Source organism: Caulobacter sp. UNC358MFTsu5.1, from assembly GCF_000712075.1.
Lineage (GTDB): Bacteria > Pseudomonadota > Alphaproteobacteria > Caulobacterales > Caulobacteraceae > Caulobacter.
This window is the reverse complement of record NZ_JONW01000006.1, coordinates 639677-657139: the sequence shown is the minus strand read 5'-3', so window position 1 is coordinate 657139 and position 17463 is coordinate 639677. Positions and strand designations below refer to the sequence as shown.

Sequence of the window (17463 nt, the reverse complement as noted above, 5' to 3'; positions counted from 1 at the left end):
GGGCGTGAGAAGGACAAAGAGGATGCAGGACAGGGTGTTTGTGGCCGGGGCGTCCGGCGTGATCGGGCGGCGCCTGGTTGCGCTGCTCCTGCGGGACGGTCACGCCGTCGTCGGCGCCACGCGCTCGGCCGAACGGGCCCGCTGGCTCCAAGCCGCCGGCGCGCAGGCCGTCATCGTCGATGTTCTGGACGCCGAGGCTTTGAAGCAGGCCGTCTGTGAAGCAGGGCCAAGGGTCGTCATCAATCAGCTGACCGATCTGGCCGGCCTGGCCGCCAGTCCCGACGCGACCCGCAAGTCGAATGCGCGCGTTCGGCGGGTAGGCACGCAGAACCTCATGCGCGCCGCGGCGGCCGCCGGAACCACCCGCGTGATCGCCCAGAGCATAGCCTGGGCCTACGCGCCTGGAACGCCCCCCTACACCGAGCAGCACGCCTTGGACCTGGCCGCCAGCGGCATGCGAGGAACCACGATCCTGGAGGGCGTCGTTCCGTTGGAGGCCGCGACGCTCCAGACGGAGGGCGTGGACGGCGTGGTCCTGCGCTATGGCCAGCTATACGGTCCTGGCGCATGGTCCATGGCGCCCGACGGCGCCTCGCCGCTGCACGTCGACGCCGCCGCCTACGCCGCGAGCCTGGCCGTCGGGCGAGGGCGCCACGGGGTCTACAACATCGCGGAGAGCGGCGCCGAGGCCGACAACGCCAAGGCCCTGGCCGAACTGGGCTGGCGGCCAGGGTTCCGCCTCGACGCCTGAACAAGGCTGAAGGCGCGGCGCGCCCGTGGCCTCGCCGGCCGCTCGCCCAACCCTTCCGTAAACCCCTGACCAAGACCGCACGATGAAAGCCTCGGCGCGGCGGCTCGCGCACAGTGGCCTTGCCTGAAACAAGCGTCGTCTCCGGCAAGGGACGAGAGCGCGTGGGGGCTGGTCCTGGCGTTGACCGTCCAAGACTTGGCCGCGCCGATTAGGCGCGGCCAGGGGGGCGGGGCCTTGGTCTTAACAGGTTGGGGATGTCATCAAGTGGCTCAAGCACGAACACGCTCCATGCGGCCCCTGGCTCATGTTCGCTCGCCCCGCACATCGTCCTCGAAGAAATCGGCGAACCCTATGAGATCGCCTTGATGTCGCCAGGGCATCCAGAAACCAAGTCGGAGTGGTTTCGGACGCTCAATCCCAAGGGCCGCATTCCCGTCCTGGCGGACGACGATCGTGTGATCACCGAAGCGCCCGCCATCCTCGTCTATCTGGGCCTGGCCCATCCCGGCGCCAAACTCCTCAACCCCGAGGGCGATGATCTTTTTCGATCGATCGAGTGGTTCAACTGGCTGTCGGGGACGGTGCACGCGGTCGCCGTCAGGATGATATGGCGGCCCGACTATTTCTGCGATCAGAGCCAAGGCTTCCCCGCCATCATCGACAAGGGCAGGGAGCACCTGGACGCGGCTTTCAGCCTTGTCGAGGGCAGGTTGCAGGACGAGGCTTGGGCCGTTGGCGGCGCCTACTCGATCGTCGACCCGTATCTGCTTGTTTTCTACAGGTGGGGAAACCGCATGGGCATCGACATGCCGGGGCGATACCCGTCCTGGACCGAGCACGCGCGCCGTCTGGAACAAAGGCCCGCAGTGCAGCGGTGCCTGGAGCGGGAGGGTATTTCCCTCTGGCGTTGACGCTGCGGGCCAAGCCTCATCCTCTCGGCTCCAAACCGACAGGGGCTTGGGAGCCAGTCTGAACGGGCGCGTCGTCGAAATCAGATTGGACCCAGGCGCGCGCCCGGCGCTTGCGCCTGACCTGCATCGGCTTGGGGCTGTGAGCGTCGGCCCTTTCGGTGAGGCACATCAGCGCTTTGAAAGGCACGGCTGATCCGGCGCCGGCCTGGTCGCTCTCGGACAACAAGCATCGGCCGTCCTGACGGCCATTTTCCGTTTCGCCGCCGCCATCGCCCTGATCAGCGGCGAACGCGCACTTTTGGCCATCCCAGCCTTAGTGGTGATGATCGCCGGCTTTAGCGTGCTGGTTTGGGTACCTAGGTCGTGGCGGCGCCAGCGGAGTGGCAACTTTGGGCGGTGCATCTGCTGACCTGGTCCATGACCGCGGCGATGTGGGCGCCTCTCGGCCGCACGAGAGGCGCATACCCGACCGGTTACGGGGTCGTTCCATCTGAAGGCAAGGCATCGATTGCTTGTATGGCGACAAGGCGAGCGGCCAGTTCGAGCACCGCGCCTCGACCCTCTCCCGCGCGCAGGCAGATGTAGTGCTGTTTGGGATTGGGGCTGACACGATCGCTAATGTTGACCAAACCAGACAGCGCCCGACCGGGCTCCACCAGAGGCCGGCGCAAGAGGGCCACGCCAAGTCCCGCCTTAGCCGCGGCCAAGACCGTGTCGTAGTCCTCAAACCGCCGATCCTGCCAGCGGGGCCGGTAGGCGAGGCCCGCCTCACGCAACCATAAACGCCACTGGGATATGTCTGAGTCGTGCAGCAGCGGGGGCATGTCCTCCAGGACGTGGGTTTCCAGCGCCGCGCCGATCCGATCGGCGATCTCCGGCGTAGCGGCCGGCAGCAAGGTTTCGGTGATCAGCGGCTTGGCCTCCACACCCTCCCATCCGCCGTGGCCGTAGCGGATGGCGATGTCGGCTTCACGCGCGCCCAGGTCCGCTGGGCGGTGCTCGGTCATGACCTCCACCCGCAGATCTGTTCGCTCCAGTCGCTTCAAGCGAGGCAGCAGCCAGAGGCGCGCGACAGAGGGCACCGCGCTAAGGCGAACGGTTGGCCGCCCCTTGGGCTGCCTCCAAGGCTGGGCGCTTTCGCTCAAGATCTCGACGGCGCGCCGCGCGTCGGTCAGGAACCGGCGGCCAGCCGGCGTCAGACGCACGCCTCTGCCATGGCGATCGAAAACCGGGGCGCCGAGCCAGGTCTCCAAGGTCGCGATGCGGCGGCTGATCGACCCGTGAGTGACCCCGAGGACCTCGGCGGCGGCAGACAAACTGCCCTGGTCCGCCGCGGCAAGCAGCGCGCTGAGGCTCTCGAGCGGGGGCAAGGTCTTCATGTGCGTCATACGCACATGTGCCGGCCGATCCGTGCGCTATGTCAAGAGGCCGAGCTCTGCCAGGTTCATGGGATGAAGCTTGTCAGTCTCACGATCGCCCTGAGCCTCGTCGCTGCCTCCCAAGCTGCGGCGCAGCGGGCCGATGAGAACGCCATCGCCAATGCCGAAGACGCGTTCGGCTCCAATGACGGCGGTGAGGACCTTGGTCTTTACGGTCCTGCCGATGTGCGGGGCTTTTCGCCCATCGACGCGGGCAATGTCCGCATCGAGGGCCTCTACATCGACCGGCAAGCGGACTTATCCGCGCGTCTGGTGGCAGGCAACAGGATCCGGGTCGGGCTCACCGCAGCGGGCTACGGCCTGCCCGCGCCGTCGGGCATCGTCGACTATCGACTCCGTCAGCCCGAAGGTCCGCCCTCGCTCAGTACGGTTTTCCAGACCAATAGCTTTGGAGGCGGTTTGGTCGAGATTGACGGTCATACGCCCCTATCCGGACGCCTGTCGCTTGGCGGCGGCGCCAGCGTCGCCCGCAGCGAATACGCTTCCGGAAACAACGCCGACGTCTTTCAGGGCGCTGTGATCGCCGCGTTGCGGATCACGCCGAACGCCGATGTCCGGGCCTTCTGGAGCGGCGTCAAGATCGGCGATGAGGACATCTTTCCCATCATTCAGGGCGATGGGAAGAGCGCGCCCGACAAACTGGTTCGTCGGCGTTTCCTCGGCCAGGACTGGGCCGACGTTGAAACCGAACGCATGAACGCCGGCCTGCTGGCGCGTGGTCAGGCCGCCGGGCTCGCCGTTCGGGCCGGCTTGTTTTACTCCGTCACCGAGGTCTTGGAGGGCCACAGCGTCTTCCTGAAGGCGGCCCCACTAGGCGAGCCGGCGGGGCGCTCTGTAAGCGCCTACCCCGGTCGGCGGGCCGCTTCCGCCAGTGGCGAAATCGGGCTGGCGAAGGTCATCATCGCTGGCGCGGTCGAGCATCGTATAGCCCTGATCACGCGCGGCCGCTCGCAGATGCGGCGCCATGGCGGCGCAGTCCGTGCGACCCTCCCCGACGCCCCGTTTGGCATGGCCTCGCCGGCCCAGCGCCCTTACTTTGATTTCACGCCGCAATCGCTCGCTCAAGTCGACCAATGGTCCGCAGGGTTGAGCTACAGCGCCGCCCTCCCGGGCTGGGGACGCCTTTCAGCGGGTCTGCAAAAACTCGACTACGAGAAAACCGTCATCGGCCCGGGGGCGCCGCGACCGGCGACGCAAGATCGGCCCTGGCTCTACAGTCTGGCCTTGGTGACCGATGCTCACCCGTTGATCTCCCTCTACGCCAGCATCGCCACGGGTCTGGAAGAGAGCGTAGTCGCGCCCGAAACCGCCACCAATCGCGATGAGGCGCCCCCCGCGATCAGGACGCGTCAGATCGACGGCGGGGTGCGGCTGAAGCTGAATGGATACACCTTGGTCGGCGGCGGCTTTGAAATCACCCGCCCCTACTTTGGGACCGACGCTTCGGGGCACTTTGGGGCCTTGGGCGAGGTTCGCCACCGCGGCGTGGAGACCTCGATCACCGGCTCCCCGGTCAAGGGGCTGACGCTTGTCGCCGGAGGCCTTTGGCTTTCCCCGCGCGTGAGCGGCCAGGAAGTCTTGTCCGGCCAGATCGGCAAGCGACCGATCGCCACGCCAACTCGCAAGGTCATTGGCAGCCTGGACTGGCGGGCGCCAGGCTCGCCGCTGTCGCTCGACCTTTCCGTTGAACACTTTGGCCCAGCTTGGGCAGACAGCCTCAACCGCGTCGAGGTCGGCGCTCACACGGTGGTCGATCTGGGGGGACGCTACCGGTTCAGGCTCCATGACCGCACCGCGGTCCTTCGTCTGCAGGCGACCAATCTGCTCGGCGACTACAGCTGGGACATCGTTGGCGACAACAGCTTCGTCTACAGCCAACCGCGCCAATTGGTCCTGCGCCTTACCGTGGACTGGTGATCCTCAGCCTCAGCGGGCGGCGAACAACGGGCCGCGGCGTCTGGTTTCTTGGCCCGGTGGACTTGCGCCACTACGCGGCCCGCCGCGCCCCGGGAAAAGGGGCGTCGAACCGTATCGCTGACGCACCCAGACCTGCGCCCCCTACACAGGCGAGACGCGAACATGAGCGTCTGTGACGTAGACCCCGTATTCGGCGATGTCGTTTAGCCCAACTCGCAACTGGCGGGGTCCACCTAGGCCTTAAGGTCCACGAGGGCGCCCTTCTGGATCATGTCCTTATCGCCGCCCAAGACCTGCTGCTTGACCATTTCCTTGATCTGATCCTCGATCTTCTGGCGCTCCTTGGCATCCATCGCCTCCAGTTCGTCCTCGGTGACGTGAAGCTTGCTTAGGATGGCCGCCCGCATCTTCTGGGCCGGGGTTAGCTTGGCGTAGTCCAGGAACTCGTCCTTGGCCGACTTGGTGCCCGCGGCGCTCTGACCGTCGATAAAGCCGGTCGTGGCGGTCGGTGCGGCGGCGGCGTTGATCTTGGCCAAAGCCGAGGGGCCGAGCGACTCCAGAATGCGGCTGGAACTGGAAACGAGCATGGAACACTCCCACCTCAAGCTAAGGTGCGGTGCTCCTCGCAAGCTTCGTGCAAACCTGACCTGTAACTCACGCAATAGAATCAGTAACTTGCGGAGAACGTCAGGATGACGCGTCTATCCAACCGCAACAATTGCCGTGCAGATTCTGCCGCGAGGCGCTTTCAGAGGCGACGAGAGCGTCGCCGTTCTTGTGGGCCATCGCCACCCTTGTTCTGGGCAGCACCGATGCAAAGTGCGCTGGGGGCAGCGCCCCCAAGCCACGCTGTCGCGTAGCGGCCGTCTCTTCGTAAAATGAAGACTGCAAGGAGCCCGCGCACCGCGCGTGGCGGGAAGCGGCGCCGAGCGGCCGGCGGCGCCCCAAAGGCGCCCTCAAGGCGTCGCGCCCGAGGGAGCGGCGAAGCCGCGGGACCGAGCGCGACCGCCGGCCGTTCTCGAACCCCGCGGGAGCCGAACGCGCAAGCGGAGGCGGGAGCCGTCCTGCGTCTTGTTGGCCGGTCGACTCTCGTCATCGTCGGCACGCGAGCATTTCAGGAACATATCGGAGCCGCCGCTGCCTGCCCCACGTGCTGGTCAGCGTGCGACGAAACCTGCCCCGAGGACGCCTCGGGTCGATCAGCGGACCATGGCCCGGCTTACCCGGATGGCGCTCGATGAGGGCTATGGACCGGACCAGGCGGACGCTACGCTTCCTGCTTCACCCTCATCGCGGTCTCAATAGCAACGCCGACTATGTCGACCCGGCGAACGTCCCCGCGTTCGAGGGCGACGTGGCCTGGTTGGAGATGAAAAGATCGAGCGTGGCGGGGACCATCGCTGGCCCTGGCGAGCGGTCCGGCAAGTGGAGCCTCCATCCACCGAGAATGCCTGGCCGAGCAACGTGTCGATCGCGGCCCTGGCCAGGGCGGTCGGTCTGACCGAGGACCAGTTCAGCAAGGCGTCTTGCGCGGCGACCGGCGTGCCGCCGAAGCGGTACCGGATTTGGTTCCGTTTGACGCCGCCAAGAAGGCCGCTCAGGCGCGTCAAAGCCTCGGGCTCAGCCGTGCGGCTCATCTGAGCCTGGCCCCATCGAGAGATGTCGCTATGACGCCGTCCGGATTTCTCGAGGTCCTCGCCCGCATCGAGCAGGGCGCCCCGGCCGGCGACGGCGCGAGGAGGCCGCGCGGCTGACCAGCCGACGACGCCATCGGGTCGATCTCGCCCAAACCCGCCCGGAACGTCCAGGGGCGGGGTCGCCGGCGTCCGGCGCCGCGGCGGCGGAGTTCCCCGATCTGGGTCGCGACATGCTGGCGAGCGACGGCGATCCGCTCAATGGTGGCGGCTGTCCAGACAGAGAAGGGCGCGATAGCCGCAGAGATCCGCCAGAAGAGGCTGTCCCTCGCTGACAATCCGGGCCTTCTCGGCCTCCCCAACCATCAGGATTATGTAGGCCTGTTCGTCGTTCCCCTGACGGTCGACGAACGGAAACATGAGCGTGGCCGGCGCCGCCAGATCCGGCATGGCTCCAATGTCCGCGTTGGTGAGGCCCGGCGCATAGGTCATCAGGTGAGGCATGCTCATCGTATGGACCTGAAGGTCGGGGGGACCGACCGTACGCATGAGCGGCCCGACCATGTAGGAAATGCCCGGCCGTTCGGGCGCCCTGTAGTCGCGCCGGTCATAGCGCCGCTCGACCTCGGCCTTGAGCGCCTCCGGCGACAGACCCTCGGCCCTCAAGGTGGCGGTGTCACGAATGACCTTGAGGTAGGTCTCCGCCCCGACGGCGTCATAGCACAGGGGGATGTAGATATCGTCGCGGTAGTCGACCAGCTCCCAGGCCGTCCGCTGCACCAGGCAGGCGAGGCCGCTGGCGCCCTGGCGGTCGAGCCGATAGCCGCCGCGCTCCAGCACATAGACCGAGGCCTGGTCTCTCAGCGCCGGCGGCAGGGCGCTGAGGGCGAACCGCGTCTCCAGCTCGACCGGCATGAGGTCCAGCGGCGCGGGGGCGCCCTGACGGGAGTGGGCTTGGGCCCCGCCTCCGGGGACGCCCAGGAAAAGCACGGCGCAGATCGCGGCGGCGCGCGACAGCCGGCGCATGGCGGAGAAGGGGGTCGGGCGCATGGTGTCCTCGGTTCGGAGTTGCGGTTGATGGGCGGGGCGACGGGTCAGCCCCCAGGCGGGCGGGGTATTCGATCTGAAGGCGCTCGAGGGTCGGCCAGAAGGGCGGCGGCGGCCGTCCCCCCACCTCCGGACGGGCGGACAGGATATCCAGATGGCATGCCAGCCGGCGCTGGCGCTGAGCAGAATCGGGTGATCGGCGATCCGGCGAGGGACCAGACCAGGTGAACGTCGGCGACCTGCGGCCGCTGATCGATCGGCACCCCGCCCGTTCCATCCCAGGCCAACTTGAGATGACGGGGCGGCGGCCACCTCCACGACCCGCCCGGCCATGACGCGCTCGCGGGGTTGCCCGGACGGCCGCTCGGCGCCGGGCAAGGGCAGGTCGTCGTTGCGCCAAGTCAGCTCGAAGGCGCCGCCGGGCCTGAGATCCATCTCGCCGTCCGCGAGCCACTGTCGTCGGAGCGCGGGATCCACGAGGCAGGTCCAGACGCGCTCGACCGGGCCGGGCATGATGCGGTCGATCGCCAGGTCGCCGTCGGCGACAGTCGCGGCCGGGCCGGGCGGAAAGCGCGCGTCTTCTCATCGCTCGTCTCCTTCGCGGCCTGGGGCCGCCCCCTCCTCGCGGAGCAGGCGCTCGAGCACGTCGAGGCGTCCCGACCAGAACTGTTCGTAGGAGCCGAGCCAGTCATGGGCGGCCGCCAGCGGCGCCGGAGACAGGCTGCAGAAATGCTGACGCCCGGCCACCCGTCTTCGCACCAGCCCCGCCGCCTCGAGCGCCTTCACATGCTTCGACGCGGCCCAGAGCGAGATCGCAAACGGCGCCGCAAGCTGGCCGACGGTGCGCTCTCCGCCCGCCAGATTCCGCAGCATTCCTCGCCGGGTGCCATCCCCAAGCGCGTGGAACACGCTGTCCAACTCTGTCGTCCGGGCATTGTCAACCATGTGGTTGTATTTACCGTCCACCCTTCAAAAGTCAACCGGATGGTTGACGGTTCAGGACCGCAACGCGGGCCTTGGATCGCGGACGCGGGCGACGACGTCCTTGCGCTTGGGCGGTCGCTCCAGACAGGCCGGGTCGCGAGCAAGGATGCCAGGCGCCCGGCGCCGGAGGGATGCGGACCTGAGCATTCGTCAGGTCGAACCTGAACGCGCCGGCTTCGGTACGTCAGTCCGGCCCGCCCGCGCGCCCGATCACCGAGCGGGGATTCATGCCGCGGTCAGGCCAGTCCCGGGGCAGGACCGGCGGCTGCGCGAGGAACCGCGGCTCGACCGCCTTGTGAGGTTGGGCGGCGTGAGCCAGAAAGGAGCGGCGGAGATACGCGGTTCCCGCCCACCCGGTGACCGGGCGACCTCGCAAGCGGATGTTCCGGCGAAGTCCTCCACCATCGAGCGTGACGCCCGCTTCCCCAGCCGGCGATCCAATCGCCTTGCGGGATCCGGCACGGACCCGCGTGGGGCGTCGGTCTCCGACCCTGTTCAAGGGTTCGCGCCCAGGGCCTGGCTGCGGGCGCACGGGTCGGCGGCGCCGGCCATCGACCCGAGCGGGAGACGCTGCGGCCGCGTCTTGACCGTCTCTCCCGCCCCGGCGTCAAGGCGGGCCCCTGTCCATCAGCCTAGCCCATGCCTGCCCTCGTTGAACTTATGCGGGAGGCGATGTACCTCGATGCGGCGGAACGGCGGACTCGCGGGACCTCGCGGCGGGTCGCGGACCGTATCGGAAACAGAGCTTCACCATGATCCCTTACCGGCTGCTTGGCGTGATCGCCGCCGTTCTCTGCATGATGTTCGGGACCGGTGCGCGGGCCGAGCCGCGCTGGCTTGCGGGCGTCGCCTACGAGGAGGTGACGCGGGGCGAGACGACGGGGGGCGAACCACCGCCGGTGTTGGTCGCGTTCCACTACTCTGGAGGTTCGGCCATCGAGTCGTTCACGAACTACGACCAGGTGTCAGGGCCGGTCCGCATCCTCGTGCCGCTGGGCCGGCATCCCAAGCGCGGGGGACTCTCCTATTTTCCCGTCGACTACTATCAGCGCTCGCCGAAAGAGCAGTTCCTCGCGGCGCGAGAGACGGCAACCGAGATGGCCCGCTTTCTCGAGGCCGTCGAGGCGCTTTACGGCCGCCGGCCGGTGGTCAGCGGAATCTCCCAGGGCGGCGACATCAGCTTCCTGCTAGCCGTTTATCACCCCGACACGGTGGCGGCCGCCGTACCCCTCGCCGCCGTCATTCCCGACGCCCTGTTGGTCTCGCCGGATCGCGCACGGCGGCCGGGTCCGTGCATCCTGATGATGCAGGGAGAAGACGATGCGATCGTCGATGTCTCGCGGACCCGCGCCCGCGTGGCGTCGTTGCGGGGCGACCTCCCCGTGGGTCTGGCGACCTACGCCGGTCTGGGGCATGACATCTCGCTGGCGATGAAGACGGACTACACGGCGTTCATCGACACGGCGCTTCGCCATGCGCAGCTTGCGGCCCGAACGCCGCAGGCCTGCGGCTTCCCTTCCTGAAATTGTCGGTCCCGCTGCTCACCCGGCGCCCTGTCTGATCTTCAGATCACCGACATGACGGGGTGGAGTGAAGCCGGAGCGTGCGACTAGCCGGAACCGCCTGGCGGCCGGCCCTTTCGACGAGAATTGCGGCGTGAGCTCCGACTCCCGGGGGAGGAGAACGCCAAGCGCCGCCTCTCGACAGACTTGCGTCGCCCGTTAGTGTGCGATACACACTGTGCGATGCACATTGTGCAATACACATACGGAGATCGCGCGTGCTCGTGGAAGCCCTTCTCGCCCTGTCCGTCGCCTCGGCGCCCGGCGCCGGCAGCGCCACATCGCCACGCTCTCCCGAAGTCTGCGCCGCCGAAGGCGCCGCACGGGCTGGGGCGCGGGACGCCGAACTGGCGTACCGGGATCTGGGTCCGGCCGCCGGACGACCGGTGTTGCTCCTCACCGGCACGGATCAGCAGATGACGCAGTGGCCCCAGGCCCTGCTCGCGGCGCTTCAGGCGAGAGGCTTCCGGCCGATCGTCTATGACGCGCGCGACGTAGGGTGCTCGACGCATCACGGCGAGGCCGGCCCCGCTAACTGGCCGGCGATCTTCACCGCTCTGGCGGCGGGCGAGCGGCCGGCGCTTCCCTATACTCTCGAGACGCTCGCGCAGGACGCCATCGCCGTCCTGGACCACCTCGGCGTCCCGAGCGCGGATCTCGTCGGCGCGTCAGCCGGCGCCACTGTCGCGGGCGAGGTCGCGGCGAGTCGACCGGAACGGGTCGGCAGGCTTGTCCTTTTGATGGCGAACTCTGGCAACCCCGCGCTTCCCCTGCCCGCCGATCCGGCCCGACTTGCCGCCATACCCCCGCCGCCGCCCATGGGAGCGGACGCCGACGCCGTCGCGGCCTATCGGGTAGCCGCATGGCGGGCGCTGGACGGGTCCGAAACGCTTGCGGCGCCTGAAACCTACCCGGCTCTTGCGGCGGCCGCGACCGCCCGCTCTTGGGACGCCGACGCGATAGGGCGAGGCGGCGCGGCCCTCCTGGCCGCGGGTGATCGGCGGCCACGGCTCGCGGCGGTGCGGGCGCCGACCGTGGTCATCCACGGCGACGCCGACCCGCTCGTCTCCACGGCCGCCGGCCGAGAGGTCGCGGACGCCATCCCCGGAGCCCGGTTCGTCGCCATTTCCGGAATGGGACACAGTCTGACGCCGGCGTCCCTCCAGGCCCTGCTCCAGGGGCTGACGGGCTCGCCCGCCGGGAACGGACATGACTAGAGCCCGCCCCCCGCATGAAGGCCTGCGCCAGGAGCTGCGACGGGGCACGCTGGTGCTGGCCGTTCTGATATCCCTGCGTCAGGAACGATATGGCGCCGATCTGATCGAGCGTCTCGCCAAGGCGAGCGTTCCGATCGAACCGGGGGCCCTGTACCCGATGCTGCGCCGGTTGGAGGATCAGGGATTGCTGGCCAGCGAATGGCGGGTCGAGGACGGACGGCGCAGGCGTTTCTACCGGTCCTCCGCCGCCGGCCTCGATGTGGCGGAGGAACTGGCGAACGACCTGATCCAACTCGTCGCCAGCCTGCAGGCGCTCAGGAGAGAAGAAGATGACGCAGATCGATAAATATGCCGGGCGGGTGCGCTTCTGGCTTCCGGGCGCGCGTGGACGCACCGCGGCCGAGGATGTCCGCGCCACCCTCGCCGATCTGATCGCCGAGCGCGAGGCCCGCCTCGGTCGGCCTCTCGACGAAACGGAGGTGGCCGCCGAGTTGAAGGCGTTCGGGCGGCCCGAGATCATCGCCTCGCGCTACTCGCTGGCGCGCCCCCTGGTCAGCGCCGGTCTCATGCCGGCCTATATGCGCGTGCTGGGGATCGCCGTGGCTGGGGTGGTGATCGGTCAGGCCGTCCTCGCCGTTTTCGGCATGGGGTCGGGCACCGGAGGCCAGGCGATCGGTCTGTTTGTCAGCCGGAGCGTCACCGGTCTCCTGTGGAGCTTCGCCAGCGTCACCGTGGCCTTCGCGGTGCTGACCCGCCTCTACCCGGCCTCAGCCGGGTCGGAGGCTGACGACCGGTGCTGAGCGCCCGGCCGTGTGGCCGCCCTCTTCGCCCTCGGGGCGCCGTGGCCGACCCCGTCGGACCCCGGGTCATGTCGGATCCGGCGGCGCCGTCGGAGCGATACGGCCAGCGGCCATGACGAACAGCGGCGTCGCGGAGCGCCCGTCCTGCCCGGAGTGCGGCGGGCGCTGGGCGGAAGGGCGGGATTGCGAAACGATGCTGGGCGAACTGACGGCGTGGGAGTGGAACGATCCGGCGTTGCAGAAACTCCACTTCGTCATCGTCGCGACCTTCAACCTCCAGCACCCCGCGCGTTTCGAAGCGGAGGCCGTCAGCGCCCTGAGGGAGGTCTACGTCCAGCACCTGGACACGGGTCTGCCCGTGTCCGAGATCCGCCGGGCCCATCGCCGGGCGCACGGCGGCGCCCGAAGGGTGCTGAAGCCCGGCGGCGCCGGCGATCCGGTCCTAAGATCCTGGCCGGCGACGATCGCGGATGTGTATGGCGCCGGTCCTCCCGGTGCGGCCGATCGGGTCGTCGCCTGGTCGAATGCGGTTCGCAGCCTGCTCTGAGAGGGCCGCCGAAGAAGAACCCAAATGTCCGGGTCGTCGGGATCGGCCAGGCGGCCGTCCGAACGTATCAAAACGTTACCCGGCCGCTTTCGGCATACCCGGCGAATGTGAAGGCGGGTACCCTGAGGACCGATCACGCCGCCCCGGCGTTCAACGCCCCCTTCAACCAGGCGCCGTCCGTCGGATCTGCGGAGCGGATGCGCCGCAAAGCGAAAGCCTGCGAACGAATGTCGCCGACCATCGATCTGGAAAGCCGTCCAGGCCGGGATGACGCTGCCGGAGCTCAGTGCGGAAGCGCCCTGTGACCGGGCCGACCCTGCCGGACGCCCGCCGGAGCGGCCCGCCCCTGGAACGCATACTCGCCTTCGCATTCGCGGCCGTGTGCGCTGCCTGGATCAGCGCCCGGGGCCTGGCCATGGCGGGCCGAATGGCGGACGCGGCCTGGGCGCCGGTCTTCTCTGGGCTGGACGACATCCTGGGCCTTGTGTGTCCCGTTGCCTGCATCGCCGCCGTCTTCATCTGGCGGCCGAGCCGACCTGCGGGGGCGTCGCCTACCGCTCCGACCTTCGCCCTGGCCTGGGTCCTGGCCGCGACCTTCCTGATGTTCGATCTCGGCAAGGCCCTTCACACCGCGGAGATGATCGCGTTCTTCCAGACCTCCGGCTGGCCCGGTTGGCTGCATTGGGTGGTGATGGCGATCGAGGTAAGCACGGCCCTGATCCTGCTTCTGGCTCCCCTTTCCCGGATCGCGGCCCTGTCGTCGGCCGCCCTTTTCCTGGTCATGATCGGAGCCGTGCTCACCCACGCGAGAAACGGCGACCCGTTGCTGGCGTCGTTCGACGCGGTCCGGCAGATGGTCATGCTGGCGTGTTTTCAAGGTCTTCACCCGTCCGGATGGCTCCGGGGCGGATGGAGGATCGAATCCCGGAATCGCACGGGCTGACCCCGCCCCCAGGGCCGCCCGGCCTCGAAGCCCTCCGGTCGAAGAAGCCGGCGTCTTATGGCAGGCGCCGGCTTCGGTTCGTCAGGCCGGCCCGCTCGCGCGTCCGATCACCGAGCAGGGATCCACCCCGCCGTCAGGCCAGTCCCGCGGCAGAAGCGGCGGTTGGGCGAGGAACCGCGGCTCGGTCCCTCTGTGAGGTTGGGCGGCGTGAACCAGGAAGGGGTGGCAGAGATATACGGTCCCCGCCCGCCCGATGACCGGGGCCACCTCGCAGTCGGAGGTTCCGGCGAAGTCCTCGGCGATCAGGTCGCCGAGGGTGACGCCCGCTTCCCCCGCCGGGGCGATCCGTCGCGCGATCGCCTTGTGCGATCCGACGCGGACCCGGGTGGGGGCGTCGGCCTCCCCCACGTCCGAGAAGAGGAACAACATGAGCAGCAGCCTCCCCCTGGAGCGGGCGTTGACGCGCCACTGCATGTAGTCCGTGCCTTCGCCGAAACTCACGTCGATATGCCAGCCCGCGTCGCCGGGGTCTTGCGTCGAGGGAAACCGGACAGGGAAGGTCCCCATGGCCCCGCACGGCCGCCATGCGCCGGGGCCGGCGAGTTGGTCGAAGGCCGACCTCAGCCGGGGGGTGTTGGCGGCCGCGACGAACGCGGGTTCGGCGTACATTCCCAGCCGCACCACCGGCTGGGTCCATGTCGCCGGGTCGGCCGGATCGCCTGGCAGATCCTGCCAGAGTCGCGCCCTGACCTCGGCGGCCACGGATTGGGGAAAGGCTTCGTCCAGCCGCACATAGCCCTGGCGAACAAAGTCGTCGATCCGGGCGGCCGACAGGGCGGCCGCCGTTTCTGAAGCAGTCATTGATTCAATCTCGCAAGTGGTGAGCCGGCCGGGCCGGCGGGGTCATTCGACGGCGCAACGCCGCCGCGGTGGCCGGTCAGGCCAGCGGAAGACCCAGGACGATCGCGCGAGAGAACATCATCATGGTTCGGAACTACCAATCGGCGCCCCCCGAATCAACCCCATCTTGCCGGCCTCGTCGAAATTCGCATTGGCAATGCGCCGCGCCTGGGCGCGCGCATAACCCACGTGCCGGCTATCAGATCCTCTGGCGGATCGCGCCCATCTTGGGCCACATCCCGTTGAATGCAGCCGGGCGGAGGGTTCTAGGGGTGGGGATTCGGGAAGCCATGCCTCTCGGACAGAACTGCGAGGATCTTGTCCTTGTCCGCGACGATCACACGTCCATTGTGCTCGCCGGTCCGGTGCGGCGTTGCGCTTCCCTCCGCCAGCACCATCAGCGGCAAAGACTGGTTCTGCGACCCTGCCATCGCGATAACGTCCTGTCGGGGGCGGAGCCAGGCGACGCGCTGCACATCGATATGCTCGGCGAGTTCGGGGAAGGACGCGAGCACGCCCTCCAGGAGCGCGCAATGCCAGCAGTAGAAGCGCTGGTCGGGATAGGCCGGGTCCGTGAATCCGGGTTGGACCAGAAACAGCGTATCGCGTTTCATGCTTTCTCCCATCAGTGGAGGCGGGCTGAGAACCGACATGGCGGGGCCAACGGTCATGGCGTCTGTCCTGGTGAATCTGCGGCCGGATTGCAATCGACGTGCCAGCAAAAACAACGGCGGGCGAACCCCGGCCCGCACGGCGACCGCGAGGCTCGCGGATGTCCAGCCTGCAGAAACTGCCCTGCAATCCCGGCGTCCGTGATCACGGGTCGGGGCCGGCGGCGGCCAATCGTCGCCCCCGGATGTTGCCGTGACGCCGGCGGGCGCGACACTGGCCGAATGATCGGCTGAACCATCCCGCATAGTCGGGCCGAGGATCTATCGGACTCTCCGATGGCGCTATCGGCTTCTCCCGTTTCAGCGCCAGCGCCGCTTCTGCGAGCCTGCGCCGAAACATGGAGAAACCGCATGCACAGATCGCTGGAGCGCGAGGTCGTCGTCATCGTGGGCGGCTCGTCCGGCATGGGCCTCGCCGCCGCCGGACGGTGTCTCGCCGCCGGAGCGGCGGTGACGATCGTGGGGCGGGACGAAGCCCGACTCGAAGCGGCCCGCAAGGCCCTGGGCGGGTCCTCCCGGCTCGCGGCGCTGCCGGCCGATCTCTCGAGCGAGGCGCAGGTTCGGAGTCTGTTCGCGCGGTTCGACGAAGTTCACCATGTGGTGAGCACGGCCGCCGACATCAGAGGCGCCTACGAACACCTCCCCGACTTGAAGCTGGAGGCGGTGGAGCGTGCGGTCGGCAGCAAATTGACCGGGCCCATTCTGCTGGCCAAACACGCCGCGCCAAAACTGCGCCCCGGCGGCTCGATCACATTCACATCGGGCATCGCGGCGTACCGGCCCTCCCCACGCGGCGCGGTGGTCGCCGCGATCAACGCCGGTCTGGAGGGTCTCGTGCGGGCGCTGGCCGTCGAACTGGCGCCGATCCGCGTCAACGCCGTGTCGCCCGGCTGGGTGCGCTCCCCTATATGGGCGGACGTCGCCGGCGACAGGACGGACGAGATCCTGAACGCCATGGCCGCACGGCTACCCGTCGGCCGGGTCGGGGAGCCCGCCGATATCGCCGATGCGATCGCCTTCCTGATCGGCAACGCCTTCACCACCGGCACGGTCCTGCATGTCGAAGGCGGCCATCGTCTCATCTGACGTCCGGCGTCTGGGCCATCATCGCCAGGAATGACCGAAGGGGTTCGGGCTGGACGCGGCGGCGACGCCACCACAGGACAAGCGCCGCAGGGGGGCCGGGCCAGGCCGCGCTCGCGAGCCCGCCCGCCGCGGGTGCGGCGTCCGCGACCAAGTGCGGCACGAGACCGAAACCGGCGCCGTCCGCGACCAGTTCCGGGATCATCGCGACGCTGCCCACCTCCATGACGATCGGCTGTGCGACGCCGGCCGCGGCGAAGGCCTCGTCGAACAGTGTGCGGAAGACGCAGCCACGCGGCGTGACGACGAACCGGGCCTGCGCCCACCCCGCGGGCCCCCTCGCGAGCGTCTCGCTCGCCGTCGCGGGCGCGATCAGCCGCAGGGGAACGGCGCCGATCTCCCGTTCCGCCAGTCGCGCATCGCGTCCTGGCGATCCGAAGCCGAACGCCAGATCGATGCCTCCGGTGAGAACCTGGTCCCGCAGGTCGCCGCTGCCGGCGACCTGGACGGCGAGCGGGACCTTCGGCCGGGTGTCGCGGAACTGGGCCAGCCGGGCGGGCAGGACCGTGGAGGCGATCGTTTCCAGTGCGCCGACCCTGAGCCCGCCCGGATCTTCTCGCTCGGCGTCGCCAACCGCGCGTCTGGCGTCGCTCTCCAGACGTAGCATGTCCTCTATGTATGGAATGAGCGCCCGGCCGGCGGGGGTGGCCTCGAGCCCGGAGCGCGATCTTGTGAACAGACTTGCGCCGAAATCGGCCTCAAGGGCCTGGATCTGATCGCTGACGCTCGACTGGGCGAGGTTGACCTCCGCCGCGGCCCTTGTGAGATTGCGGGTGCGCGCCACCACGAGAAAAGTCTTCAGCGATCTTGGGAGCAAGGCAGGCGGTCCACTATCCAGTTTCTTGAGCGGCCCAGGCGACCGGGGCGGCGCTCTTGGCGAAAGCAGCCCGGGCGTTCCCTTCCGTCACCCCCGATCGGTTAAGCCTTGGGCCCTGCGTCCGGCTCAACCTGTGGGCGAGCGCGTCTCCAGACTAGACCATTCCATCGACCGGATCGA

Annotated in this window: 17 protein-coding genes and 1 pseudogene; 10 read left to right on the top strand and 8 right to left on the bottom strand. The window is 68.6% G+C overall.

Translation table 11 applies throughout. The annotated features are described in order from the left end of the window. Window positions 1–22: 22 nt before the first annotated feature. Complete coding sequence (locus tag BR39_RS0111800; protein WP_029911734.1) at window positions 23–751, top strand: NAD(P)-dependent oxidoreductase; 729 nt, start codon at window positions 23–25, stop codon at window positions 749–751. A 254-nt stretch (window positions 752–1005) separates the two neighbouring features. Next, entirely contained in the window at window positions 1006–1662 is a 657-nt protein-coding gene (locus BR39_RS0111795; protein WP_029911732.1) for a glutathione S-transferase family protein, read from the top strand. A 473-nt stretch (window positions 1663–2135) separates the two neighbouring features. On the opposite strand, the gene BR39_RS0111790 is transcribed toward BR39_RS0111795, so the two are convergent. Further along, on the bottom strand, window positions 2136–3041 hold the full coding sequence (locus BR39_RS0111790; protein WP_197026682.1) for a LysR substrate-binding domain-containing protein: 906 nt from the start codon (window positions 3039–3041) through the stop codon (window positions 2136–2138). 72 nt (window positions 3042–3113) lie between these two features. On the opposite strand from BR39_RS0111790, the gene BR39_RS0111785 reads away from it, so the two are divergent. Next, entirely contained in the window at window positions 3114–5018 is a 1905-nt protein-coding gene (locus BR39_RS0111785) for a TonB-dependent receptor domain-containing protein (RefSeq protein ID WP_035018305.1), read from the top strand. Window positions 5019–5251: 233 nt separating this feature from the next. Here the strand turns inward: BR39_RS0111785 and BR39_RS0111780 are convergent, their stop codons facing one another. The 4 genes and pseudogenes from BR39_RS0111780 to BR39_RS0111765 form a co-directional block, all read right to left on the bottom strand. Then, the gene (locus tag BR39_RS0111780) at window positions 5252–5605 is read right to left on the bottom strand and encodes a hypothetical protein (RefSeq protein ID WP_029911725.1); all 354 of its coding nucleotides are present in this window, start codon (window positions 5603–5605) and stop codon (window positions 5252–5254) included. A 1305-nt stretch (window positions 5606–6910) separates the two neighbouring features. Then, a complete protein-coding gene (locus tag BR39_RS27010) occupies window positions 6911–7702 on the bottom strand; it encodes a hypothetical protein (RefSeq protein ID WP_029911714.1) in 792 nt (263 codons plus the stop codon). Window positions 7703–8101: 399 nt separating this feature from the next. Continuing rightward, window positions 8102–8212 (bottom strand): annotated as a pseudogene (locus BR39_RS27440) (SRPBCC domain-containing protein); the annotation flags it as partial. A gap of 69 nt (window positions 8213–8281) precedes the next feature. After that, a complete protein-coding gene (locus BR39_RS0111765; protein ID WP_029911712.1) occupies window positions 8282–8644 on the bottom strand; it encodes a helix-turn-helix transcriptional regulator in 363 nt (120 codons plus the stop codon). A gap of 791 nt (window positions 8645–9435) precedes the next feature. Between BR39_RS0111765 and BR39_RS0111760 the strand changes: the two genes are divergently transcribed. From BR39_RS0111760 to BR39_RS0111735, 6 genes are all read left to right on the top strand, one after another. Next, window positions 9436–10206: an alpha/beta hydrolase gene (locus BR39_RS0111760; protein ID WP_029911709.1), complete on the top strand. Its 771-nt coding sequence runs from the start codon at window positions 9436–9438 to the stop codon at window positions 10204–10206. A gap of 257 nt (window positions 10207–10463) precedes the next feature. After that, complete coding sequence (locus BR39_RS0111755) at window positions 10464–11462, top strand: alpha/beta fold hydrolase (protein ID WP_156035720.1); 999 nt, start codon at window positions 10464–10466, stop codon at window positions 11460–11462. After that, on the top strand, window positions 11455–11808 hold the full coding sequence (locus tag BR39_RS0111750; protein ID WP_029911704.1) for a PadR family transcriptional regulator: 354 nt from the start codon (window positions 11455–11457) through the stop codon (window positions 11806–11808). Before BR39_RS0111755 ends, BR39_RS0111750 begins: the two co-directional genes overlap by 8 nt. Further along, window positions 11792–12262 (top strand): hypothetical protein, encoded by a 471-nt coding sequence (locus BR39_RS0111745; protein ID WP_029911701.1) that lies wholly within the window; start codon window positions 11792–11794, stop codon window positions 12260–12262. Before BR39_RS0111750 ends, BR39_RS0111745 begins: the two co-directional genes overlap by 17 nt. 112 nt (window positions 12263–12374) lie before the next feature. Beyond that, window positions 12375–12809, top strand: a complete 435-nt coding sequence (locus BR39_RS25765; RefSeq protein WP_255347295.1) for a DUF5946 family protein — start codon at window positions 12375–12377, stop codon at window positions 12807–12809. A 301-nt stretch (window positions 12810–13110) separates the two neighbouring features. Continuing rightward, complete coding sequence (locus tag BR39_RS0111735; protein WP_029911695.1) at window positions 13111–13752, top strand: DoxX family protein; 642 nt, start codon at window positions 13111–13113, stop codon at window positions 13750–13752. Between the two features lie 81 nt (window positions 13753–13833). On the opposite strand, the gene BR39_RS0111730 is transcribed toward BR39_RS0111735, so the two are convergent. Both BR39_RS0111730 and BR39_RS0111725 read right to left on the bottom strand, forming a co-directional pair. Beyond that, window positions 13834–14613, bottom strand: coding sequence for a phytanoyl-CoA dioxygenase family protein (locus BR39_RS0111730; RefSeq protein ID WP_035018304.1), 780 nt, complete (start codon window positions 14611–14613; stop codon window positions 13834–13836). 305 nt (window positions 14614–14918) lie between these two features. Continuing rightward, entirely contained in the window at window positions 14919–15323 is a 405-nt protein-coding gene (locus BR39_RS0111725) for a DUF3088 domain-containing protein (protein WP_197026681.1), read from the bottom strand. A 351-nt stretch (window positions 15324–15674) separates the two neighbouring features. Between BR39_RS0111725 and BR39_RS0111720 the strand changes: the two genes are divergently transcribed. Next, window positions 15675–16409 (top strand): SDR family oxidoreductase, encoded by a 735-nt coding sequence (locus BR39_RS0111720; protein ID WP_029911683.1) that lies wholly within the window; start codon window positions 15675–15677, stop codon window positions 16407–16409. Here BR39_RS0111720 and BR39_RS0111715 read toward each other — a convergent pair. Then, entirely contained in the window at window positions 16402–17283 is an 882-nt protein-coding gene (locus tag BR39_RS0111715; RefSeq protein WP_029911681.1) for a LysR family transcriptional regulator, read from the bottom strand. The genes BR39_RS0111720 and BR39_RS0111715 overlap by 8 nt on opposite strands. Window positions 17284–17463 lie beyond the last annotated feature (180 nt).